The 9577-nt window shown below is 70.2% G+C and carries 10 protein-coding genes; 7 read left to right on the top strand and 3 right to left on the bottom strand.

The genetic code is table 11. The annotated features are described in order from the left end of the window. Positions 1–92 precede the first annotated feature (92 nt). Together ACFWU3_RS15480 and ACFWU3_RS15475 are read right to left on the bottom strand one after the other, a co-directional pair. Positions 93–638: a type 1 glutamine amidotransferase domain-containing protein gene (locus tag ACFWU3_RS15480; protein WP_384436682.1), complete on the bottom strand. Its 546-nt coding sequence runs from the start codon at positions 636–638 to the stop codon at positions 93–95. Between the two features lie 37 nt (positions 639–675). Then, positions 676–1095 carry a CBS domain-containing protein gene (locus ACFWU3_RS15475; protein WP_384436679.1) on the bottom strand — a complete coding sequence of 140 codons (420 nt, stop codon included), beginning with the start codon at positions 1093–1095 and terminating at the stop codon, positions 676–678. Between the two features lie 366 nt (positions 1096–1461). Between ACFWU3_RS15475 and ACFWU3_RS15470 the strand changes: the two genes are divergently transcribed. The 6 genes from ACFWU3_RS15470 (at position 1462) to ACFWU3_RS15445 (ending at position 7498) form a co-directional block, all read left to right on the top strand. Then, a complete protein-coding gene (locus tag ACFWU3_RS15470; protein ID WP_384436676.1) occupies positions 1462–1683 on the top strand; it encodes a DUF6458 family protein in 222 nt (73 codons plus the stop codon). Between the two features lie 89 nt (positions 1684–1772). Next, on the top strand, positions 1773–3098 hold the full coding sequence (locus ACFWU3_RS15465; protein ID WP_384436673.1) for an NAD(P)/FAD-dependent oxidoreductase: 1326 nt from the start codon (positions 1773–1775) through the stop codon (positions 3096–3098). 1 nt (position 3099) lies between these two features. After that, positions 3100–4944, top strand: coding sequence for a transketolase (locus tag ACFWU3_RS15460; protein WP_384436670.1), 1845 nt, complete (start codon positions 3100–3102; stop codon positions 4942–4944). Positions 4945–4984: 40 nt separating this feature from the next. Then, entirely contained in the window at positions 4985–5887 is a 903-nt protein-coding gene (ligD, locus tag ACFWU3_RS15455; protein ID WP_384436668.1) for a non-homologous end-joining DNA ligase, read from the top strand. Between the two features lie 257 nt (positions 5888–6144). Next, positions 6145–6936 (top strand): SigB/SigF/SigG family RNA polymerase sigma factor, encoded by a 792-nt coding sequence (locus ACFWU3_RS15450; RefSeq protein WP_384436665.1) that lies wholly within the window; start codon positions 6145–6147, stop codon positions 6934–6936. Positions 6937–6976: 40 nt separating this feature from the next. Then, positions 6977–7498 carry a DUF6328 family protein gene (locus tag ACFWU3_RS15445; protein WP_384436662.1) on the top strand — a complete coding sequence of 174 codons (522 nt, stop codon included), beginning with the start codon at positions 6977–6979 and terminating at the stop codon, positions 7496–7498. A gap of 113 nt (positions 7499–7611) precedes the next feature. Here the strand turns inward: ACFWU3_RS15445 and ACFWU3_RS15440 are convergent, their stop codons facing one another. Further along, the gene (locus ACFWU3_RS15440; RefSeq protein ID WP_384436659.1) at positions 7612–8517 is read right to left on the bottom strand and encodes a cation diffusion facilitator family transporter; all 906 of its coding nucleotides are present in this window, start codon (positions 8515–8517) and stop codon (positions 7612–7614) included. A gap of 260 nt (positions 8518–8777) precedes the next feature. Here ACFWU3_RS15440 and ACFWU3_RS15435 point away from each other — a divergent pair, with 260 nt between their 5' ends. Then, complete coding sequence (locus tag ACFWU3_RS15435) at positions 8778–9401, top strand: LAETG motif-containing sortase-dependent surface protein (RefSeq protein WP_384436656.1); 624 nt, start codon at positions 8778–8780, stop codon at positions 9399–9401. Positions 9402–9577: the final 176 nt, after the last annotated feature.

Genomic DNA, 9577 nt, shown 5'->3' with positions numbered 1-9577 from the left:
GCCGCCGCCGCCCCCTCGGTCCCCCGGCCGGCCGGTGGGCCCGCGGCGGTGGCGGCCCGGTGGTGCGGGGCCCGCCACCACGGGACGGTTCGTCAGCCGGCCGAGACCTTGGCGAACGCCTCGGTGAACGCGGCGTCGAATGCCTTGAGGTCGTCCGGCTTGCGGCTCGTGATCAGGGTGTTCGGGCCCGATGTGCAGACCTGCACCTGCTCGTCCACCCAGGTCGCGCCGGCGTTGCGCAGGTCCGTCCGCAGACTCGGCCAGGAGGTCACCGTCCGGCCGCCCACCACGTCCGCCTCGATCAGGGTCCAGGGGGCGTGACAGATGGCCGCCACGGGCTTGCCCGCGTCGAAGAACGCGCGGACGAACGCGACCGCCTGTTCGTCCATGCGCAGGGCATCCGGATTTGCTACGCCGCCCGGCAGGACGAGCCCGCCGAACTCGTCGACGGAGGCCTCGCCCACCACCTGGTCCACGGGGAACGTGTCCGCCTTGTCGAGATGGTCGAAGGCCTGGACGCGGCCCGATTGCGTGGAGATGAGGCTCGGGGTGTCGCCCGCCGCCTCGACGGCCTTCCACGGATCCGTGAGTTCGACCTGCTCGATGCCTTCGGGCGCAACGAGAAATGCGATCTTCATGAGGGTCGCTCCTTCGATGGGGCGGCCGGGGAGCCGGTCAGGCCTTCCCCTCCGCCATGCTGATGTCCGCGAGTGCCGAGTCCGGGTCCTGCGCCACCGCCAAGTCGCCGATGCGCAGCATCTCCAGGGGACGGCCGTCCTCGACCACGGGCAGCCGCCGCACCGCATGCGTCCGCATGAGGCGTACGGCGGTCGAGACCTCCGCGTCGGGATCGATGCACACCGGATCCGCCGTGCACACGGCCTCCGCGCTGACGGTCACCGGGTCGATGCCGTCCGCCACGGCGCGCACGGCGATGTCGCGATCGCTGACGACGCCGACGATCCGGTGGCCGTCGGCCACCAGGACATCGCCCACGTCCAGGGCGCGCATCACACGCGCCGCTTCGACGAGGGAGGCGTCCGGGCGGACGGCGGCCACGCCGGCGGCCATGACGTCCCGCACGGGCTGTGCCATGGCTCCTCGCCTTCTCCGCGCGGTCCCGCCGTGGGCCGGCAGGGGACCGGACAGTGTCCGTCGCGCCCCGCAGTACCCGTCGACGGTCGCTGTATGCGGGGAGGCGGTCGTGGGATCGAGATCGACGGACGCGGAGATCGGGGGTTTGAGGGCGATCAGCGCGGAGACCCGCTGGACGGGCCGAGCGGCCATGGGAAAAGGGATGAGGGGTGCTTCGGGTGCGGACGGCGGTCCGCGCCCGAAGCCGTGCCGCAACCGTTCCCCGAACCGCCGTCCCCCACAGCTCGGCAAGCCTTCCGCGAGCATGACGGGCCCCTCCGGGGGTACTCGCGGAAGACCAACCGTCCGTACAGGAAGGTGAGTCAGATGGGCCTGGGTGGGTGCATCATCCTCATCGCCGTCGGTGCGATCCTCACATTCGCCACCGACTGGGAGATGAAAGGCGCCAACCTCGATGTGATCGGCCTGATTCTGATGGCCGTCGGCATCATCGGGGTCGTGACGTTCAGCAGCATCGCCAAACGCCGGCGCGTCGTCGTACCGCCGACCACGCCCGTGGTGACCGAGGAGCGCCGCACGTACGAGTGACGGAACTCGCGGCCGCCGGGTTTGGCGGGGGGTCTCACGGGCACTCGGGAGGCCGTTCACCAGTCCGTACTCCAGCCCCGGAGTCGATCGTGAATCGTTCCCGTGTCGTCGTCGTCGGAGCCGGCTTCGCCGGCTTCCAGGCAGCCCGCACACTCTCCCGGACCCTTCGGGGCGAGGTGGACATCGTGCTGCTGAACCCCACCGACTACTTCCTCTATCTGCCGCTGCTGCCACAGGTCGCCGCGGGGATACTGGAACCGCGCAGGGTGACCGTTTCGCTGCCCGACATGCTGCCGGGGGTGCGGCTGGTCCTGGGCGAGGCGGATCGCGTGGATCTCGATGCGCGTACGGTCCACTACACGGATCCCGAGGACGGCCGTGGCGAGCTGCGCTACGACCGTCTCGTCCTGGCCGTGGGAAGCGTGAACAAACTGCTGCCCGTGCCCGGCGTCGCCGAGCACGCGCACGGCTTCCGGGGACTTCCCGAGGCGCTGTACCTGCGCGACCACATCACACGTCAGATCGAGCTGGCCGGCCCCGGCCCCTTCACCGATGAGGACGTCGCACGACGCACCTTCGTGGTCGTCGGGGCCGGATACACCGGCACCGAAGTCGCCGCGCAGGGACAGCTGTTCACCGACGCCCTCGCCCGCAGGCAGACCGGGCAGGGCGTCGGTGGCCGGCCGCGCTGGATGCTCCTCGACATCGCCGACCGCGTCCTGCCCGAACTCGACCGCACGCTCTCCCGCACCGCGGACCGGGTACTGCGCGAGCGGGGCGTCCACGTGCGCACCAATACCTCGGTCAGTGAGGCGACACGCGACGGAGTGCACCTGGACAACGGGGAGTTCGTCCCCACCCGGACGCTCGTCTGGTGCGTGGGCGTGCGTCCCGATCCGCTGGTGTCCGGCGTCGGACTGCCCGTGGAGCGCGGCCGTCTGCTGGTGGAGCGCGATCTGGGGGTTCCGGGCCGTCCCGAGGTCTTCGCCTGCGGCGACGCCGCGGCGGTGCCCGATGTGACACGGCCCGGTGAGTACACACCGATGACGGCTCAGCACGCCTCGCGCCAGGGCAAGCTGGCGGGCCACAACGTCGCCGCTTCCCTCGGCCACGGCGAGAAACGCCCGTACGAACACCACGATCTGGGATTCCTCGTCGACCTCGGCGGCGTCAAGGCGGCCGCCAACCCACTGGGCATACCGCTGTCCGGACCGCTCGCAGGAGCGGTCACCCGCGGCTACCACCTCGCGGCCATGCCGGGCAACCGCGTACGCGTCGCGGCCGACTGGCTGCTCGATGCCGCTCTGCCCCGCCAGTCCGTCCAACTGGGCCTCGTGCGCTCATGGTCGGTCCCGCTGGACAGCGCGTCACCGGAGCGGGCCAGGGTCCCGGGCGGTTCCTCCAAGGAGCATTGAGATGCGAAACGACCAACTCGCAGAACTCGGACAGCAGTTGCGGGTGGACTCCGTCCGCGCCGCCGACGCCGCGCAGTCGGGTCACCCGACCTCCTCCATGTCGGCCGCCGACCTCGGTGCCGTACTGCTGGCCAACCATCTGCGCTACGACTTCGCGCAGCCCGACCACCCCGGCAACGACCGGCTCATCCTGTCCAAGGGGCACGCCTCACCACTGCTGTACGCCATGTACCGTGCCGCGGGCGTCATCGACGACGAGGAACTGCTCACCTTCCGCCGGCTCCACAGCCGTATGGAAGGACATCCGACACCCCGCCTGCCCTGGGTCGACGTGGCCACCGGATCGCTCGGCCAGGGACTTCCCGTCGGTGTCGGCATGGCCCTCGCGGGCAAGCGGCTCGACCAGATCCCCTACCGCGTCTGGGTTCTGTCGGGCGACAGCGAGATGGCCGAGGGCTCGGTGTGGGAGGCCGTGGAGCACGCCGCCTACGAGCATCTCGACAACGTGACGCTGATCATCGACGTCAACCGGCTGGGACAGCGCGGTCCCACCCGCCACGAGTGGGACCTCGACGCCTATGCCCGCCGGCTGCACGCTTTCGGCTGGCACACCATCGAGATCGACGGCCACGACGTGAGCGCCATCGACTCTGCCTTCGCCGAGGCGGAGTCGACGATCCAGAAGCCGACCGCGATCATCGCCCGGACCCACAAGGGACGCGGGGTCCACGATGTCGAGGACCGTGAGGGCAAGCACGGCAAGCCCCTGCCCGACGCCGAGAAGGCCATCGAGGAGCTGGGCGGACCGCGCTTCATCACGGTGGACGTGGCGGCGCCGCCCGCTGCACGCGTCCTGTACGGATCACGCGGCGGCCGGGCGGAGATGCCGGCGTACGACGTCGGCACCGCGGTCGCCACCCGCGACGCCTTCGGGGAAGCGCTCGCCGCTCTCGGCTCGGTGCGCCCGGAGATCGTGGCCCTGGACGGCGAGGTGGCCGACTCGACCCGCACGGCCGCCTTCGCCAAGGAACACCCCGACCGCTTCTTCGAGTGCTACATCGCCGAACAGCAACTGGTCGCGGCGGCGGTGGGGATGCGCACCCGCGGCTACATCCCGTTCGCGTCCACCTTCGCCGCGTTCCTGACGCGTGCCTACGACTTCGTCCGGATGGCGGCGGTGTCGCACGCGCCGATCAATCTGGTCGGCTCGCACGCCGGCGTCGCGATCGGTGAGGACGGTCCCTCCCAGATGGGCCTCGAAGACCTGGCCATGTTCCGTGCGGTGTACGGCAGTACGGTGCTGTACCCGTGCGACGCCAACCAGACCGCCCGGCTGGTCGAGGCCATGGCGGACCTGCCCGGCATCGGCTACCTGCGCACCAGCAGGGGCGAGACACCGGTCCTGTACGGGCCCGACGAGGACTTCCCGGTCGGCGGCTCCCGTGTGCTGCGCTCCGGCGACCAGGACCGGGTCACCGTCGTCGCCGCCGGCGTCACCGTCCACGAGGCCCTGCGGGCAGCCGACCTGCTGGAGGCCCAGGGCATCGGCATCCGCGTCATCGACCTCTACTCGGTCAAGCCGGTCGACGCCGCGACGCTCCAGGAGGCGGCCGGGGCCACCGGCTGTCTCATGACCGTGGAGGACCACCGGCCCCAGGGCGGTATCGGCGACGCCGTCGCAGCGGCCCTGTCGGACGGCCGCCCGCTGCCCCGCCTGATCCGGCTCGGCGTGCAGAACATGCCCGGATCCGCCACGTCCGCGGAGCAGCTGCATCTCTCGGGCATCGACGCCGAATCGATCGCGGCCGCGGTGCAACTGCTCGTGGAGGAGGCCGTGGTGCGCTGATCGCGGGCACCGCTGCCGTACGGGAGACGAGGGAGGCGCGATGAGCACGAAGAGCGTGCGGGCCGGACAGCACACCGTGGAGATCCACCGGCCCGACAAGAAGCTCTTCCCCGACGACGGCCTCACCAAGGAGGACATCGTCGGCTACTACCGCGGCATCGCGCCCTTCATGGTCCCCCATCTGAAGGACAGGCCGCTGATGCTGGAACGGCATCCCGACGGCATCGGCGGCCTGCGCTTCATGCAGAAGCAGACACCGGACACCTACCCGGAATGGATCCACCGCGTGGAGGTGGACAAGGCCGACGGCACGGTGGTCCACCCGGTCTGCGACAGCACGGCGACCCTGCTCTTCCTCGCCGACCAGGCCACGCTCACGTTCCACCGCTGGCAGTCGAAGGTGAAGCAGCTGGATCGGCCCGACCGGATGGTCTTCGATCTGGACCCCGCCGAGGACGACTTCGAGGCCGTACGCCGGGCGGCCCGGCAGCTCGGCGAGCTGCTGGACGAGCTCCGGCTGCCGTCGGCGCTGATGACGACGGGGTCCAGGGGACTGCATGTGATCGTGCCGCTGTCCGGTGACGCGGACTTCGACGAGACCCGGGCGTTCGCCCACGACGTGGCGGAGAAACTCGCCGAGCGTGATCCGGACAGGCTGACCACCGCCGTACGGAAGAAGGCCCGGGAGGGCCGGCTCTATCTGGACATCCAGCGCAACGCCTATGCCCAGACGGCCGTCGCGCCCTACTCGATACGGGCGAAGCCGGGCGCACCCGTCGCCACGCCGATCACCTGGGAGCAGTTGGAGGACCCCGAACTGACCGCGCGGCGCTGGACGGTGAGGGATGCTCAGGAACAGGCTCGGAGGAAGCCGTGGGAAGGGATGTGGTCCCGTGGCCGGTCGCTGGCGCCCGCCCGCAGGAGGCTCGAATCCCTCGGCTGAATTCGGTGGCGAATGTCGGTGAATTTCCCGAGGCGGCCGCGACACCCATGCGAGCGACCTGTCGACGTTTCTGTTTGAACGATTAAGGAAATTGGCCCGGGAACGCCGCGTTTGATGCGATGCGGCAGGGGCAGGCGCAGATTGTGCTTCGGACCGGAGGCACGTCCGTGGAGCGGAATCACGCCCCGGCGTGAGCGAGTCCACCGGCCCATGGACGCCATCATTCCCGTTCGCACCGTGAGGGAGTGGCGCGCATCATGCGCACACACGCGAGCACGAAGCACATGCACCACGACGCCCCCGACACCCAGGCCGCGTTCGACCGGCTTTCCACCCTTCCCCCGGGTCATGAGCGCGACATACTGCGCCAGGACCTGGTGAACGCCTGGCTTCCGATGGCGGAGCGCCTCGCCGCCCGGTTCAAGAACCGCGGCGAGACCCTGGAGGACCTGCGCCAGGTGGCGGCCCTCGGCCTGGTCAAGGCCGTCGACCGGTACGACCCCGATCGCGGCTGCGCCTTCGTCAGCTACGCCGTGCCGACGATCACCGGAGAGGTGAAGCGGCACTTCCGGGACCACATGTGGTCGCTGCACGTACCGCGGCGGGTCCAGGACCAGCGCAACCGCGTCCGGACCGCCCAGCACGAGCTTGCCCAGACCGTCTCGGGCCGCGCGCCGACCGAGGAGGAGATCGCGGCCAGGGCAGGGCTCTCGCTCGAGGAGACCCGGGCCGGACTGGAGGCCATCGGATCCTTCAGCCCCCTCTCCCTCGACGCGGCGATCCCGGGTACCGAGCGCGGCCACACGATGGCCGACGCCATGGGCAGCTCCGACCCGGCACTCGACGTGATCATCGACCGTGAGGCCGTCAAGCCGAAACTGCGCCGGCTGCCCGAGAGGGAGCGGCGCATTCTCTATATGCGCTTCTTCCGGGACATGACACAGAGCAGCATCGCCGAGGACCTCGGTATCTCCCAGATGCACGTGTCGAGACTGATCAGCCATTCCTGTGACCGGCTGCGCAGGGAAATCATGCAGGACGCCGCATAGAGCCGGGGGTGCGGTTCCGTGACGGGACGGGAGGCTCCCGATGGCCCGGACAGAGGCCGACCGGGACCGCGGCCGTGAGGAGACGGAGGAGGAAAGGGCCGACCGGAAATGGACGGATCTCCTCCAGGAACTGCGCGTCGCCCAGACCGGTGTCCAGATCCTGTTCGGATTCCTGCTGACCGTGGTCTTCCAGCCCCGGTTCACGGGTCTGTCAGAGACCGACCAGGACATCTATGTGGCGACCGTGATGCTGGGTGCGGCGACCACCGGGGCGCTCATAGGGCCCGTCTCCTTCCATCGTCTGCTGACCGGCAAGCGACTGAAGCCGCAGACGGTGGTGTGGGCTTCGCGCCTCACCGTCCTCGGGCTCGTCCTGCTGCTCTGCACCATGGCCTCCGCGCTGCTGCTCATCCTGAGGGTGGCCCTGCACAACTCCCTGGCCATCTGGCTGGTGGTCGCGATGGTTCTGTGGTTCGTCGTCTGCTGGTTCCTGCTGCCGGCCTGGGCCCGTATCCGGCATGCCGACGAAGCGCAGTCCCAGCCGAACAAGCCGGAGGACTGATCCGACGACGCTTCGCCGGCGAGGATCCGGCGGGGCGTGCAGTGCGCGAGGGGAACACCTTCCGGGTCGCGGGCGCCTCCGGTCTCCTCAGGCCGTGGGCGCACCCGGTCTCCTCAGGCCGCGGGCGCCTCCGTGATGTCCAGGAAGACATGGTCGGCCTGCGGCCAGGTCGCGGCGATCCTCTTCTTGATCCGCACACAGACGAGTTCGACCTCCTCGCTGTCGAACCCCGGTGTCAGATCGACGCGCGCGGCGACCAGCGTCGAGTCCATCCCGAGCCGCATGGTGAGAAGCTCCGCGACATTGTCGATCTCGGGCTGGCCGTGGAGGAATTCGCTGAGACGCTCCCGCAGTTCGGGAGTGACCGCCTCGCCGATCAGCCGGTCACGGGCCTCGCGGCCGAGCCGGTAGGCGACGTACACGAGCAGCAGACCGATCGCGAGCGAGGCCGACGCTTCCCAGACGACCTGACCGGTGATCATGTGGAGTCCCATTCCGGCCATGGCGAGCAGCACACCGAGCACGGCCGTGCCGTCCTCGGCTATGACCGTGCGCAGGGCGGGATCAGCCGCGCCCTCCTTCTGCCCGCGCAACTGGTAGAGGGCGCGCACCAGTGAGCCGCCCTCGGCGATCAGGGCGACGGCGAGCACCGCCAGCCCCGCGAGATAGCCGGCGTGCGACTCCTGCCTGTCCTCGCCGAGCGCGTGGATGCCCTGGTAGAAGGAGAAGCAGCCGCCCATGACGAAGATGCCGACGGCGGCCAGCAGCGACCAGAAGTAGCGCTCCTTGCCGTAGCCGAACGGATGGCGGGCGTCGGGCGAGCGGCGGCTGCGGCGCAGCGCGACCAGCAGGAAGACTTCGTTGACGCTGTCCGCGACGGAATGTGCCGCCTCGGAGAGCAGTGCGGGCGACGCCGTGACGAGCCCGCCGACCGCTTTGGCGGCGGCGATCAGCAGGTTGGCCGCGAGCGCGACCAGCACGGTGATCCGGGTCCTGGCGTCGGTTTGCTGGCGATCCACTGTTCTCACCGTAGGTAGGGGCCGGTTGAGCACCGGCCGTGCCCGGGCGGCATGGACGAGTGCCGTGACCAGGTACCCCGGGACAATCCGCGCGAACTCCTGCGTGAACGATCGCTTCACGCCAACTGCTGCGACAAGCCCGGGTAATGAGGAGGTTTAGAAACCGGAAGAGGGGGGTGGGGCGGGTGCCCACAGTTGAGGTGGTGGCGGTACTGTGCGCGCACCGCCAGAAGGGTGGCGCGGCAACAGTGGAGGAATCAGTGACAACCAGCAACACATCGCGGCGGCGTTCCGGGGCCCTCATAGCGGCCGCGGCCGCCGGCGTCCTCGGCGTCGGCCTGGCCGCCGGCCCGGCGTTCGCCCACACGCCGAAGTGGTCGGCGAGCTGCACCGAGGTCAGCGTCGACCTGACCGCCTACGGCGCCAAGTCCGAGAACACCGTGACGATCACCGCGGACGGCAAGGACCTGCTGCCCACCGAGACGTTCCAGAACGAGTTCCACAAGAAGATCGAGCTCCCGAAGCACGACAAGGAGCTCGCCCTCCGCCTGATCGTGAAGGCGAGCGACGGCGAGAAGTTCTCGGTCGACGACACCAAGACGGCGCCGGTGTGCGAGGACGACGACAACCCGCCGCCGTCGGCGACGCCGTCGAACACCCCGAGCTCCTCCGCGCCGGCCCCGTCCGAGGCGCCGAGCACCACGCCGCCCACCACCGACGCCCCGGTCCCCTCCAGCGCGCCGACCCCCAACGCGGGCACCGACGACCTGGCCGAGACCGGCTCCTCCAGCTCCACCCCGCTGATCGCCGGCGCTGCTGCCGTGGTCATCGTCGCGGGCGGCGGCATCATGTGGGCCGCGCGCAAGCGCCGCAACACCGCCTGAGACCGCTCGCCGGCCCGTGACGGGCCGGTGAGAGCGACGTGACCAGCGGGCCGGACGTCACAAGACGTCCGGGCCGGCGTGTGTTGGGGTTTTTGAAGCCGCGGGGGGGGGGGTGTTGGCGGGCGCGTGGCCCGCGGCGATCCGGCGCGCCGGGCCGGGGTTTGCGACCGGATCGG

The sequence above is a fragment of the Streptomyces sp. NPDC058685 genome, assembly GCF_042714725.1.
Taxonomy (GTDB): domain Bacteria; phylum Actinomycetota; class Actinomycetes; order Streptomycetales; family Streptomycetaceae; genus Streptomyces.
The sequence above is the reverse complement of the archived record's forward strand: the minus strand, read 5'-3'. Positions and strand labels throughout refer to the sequence as shown.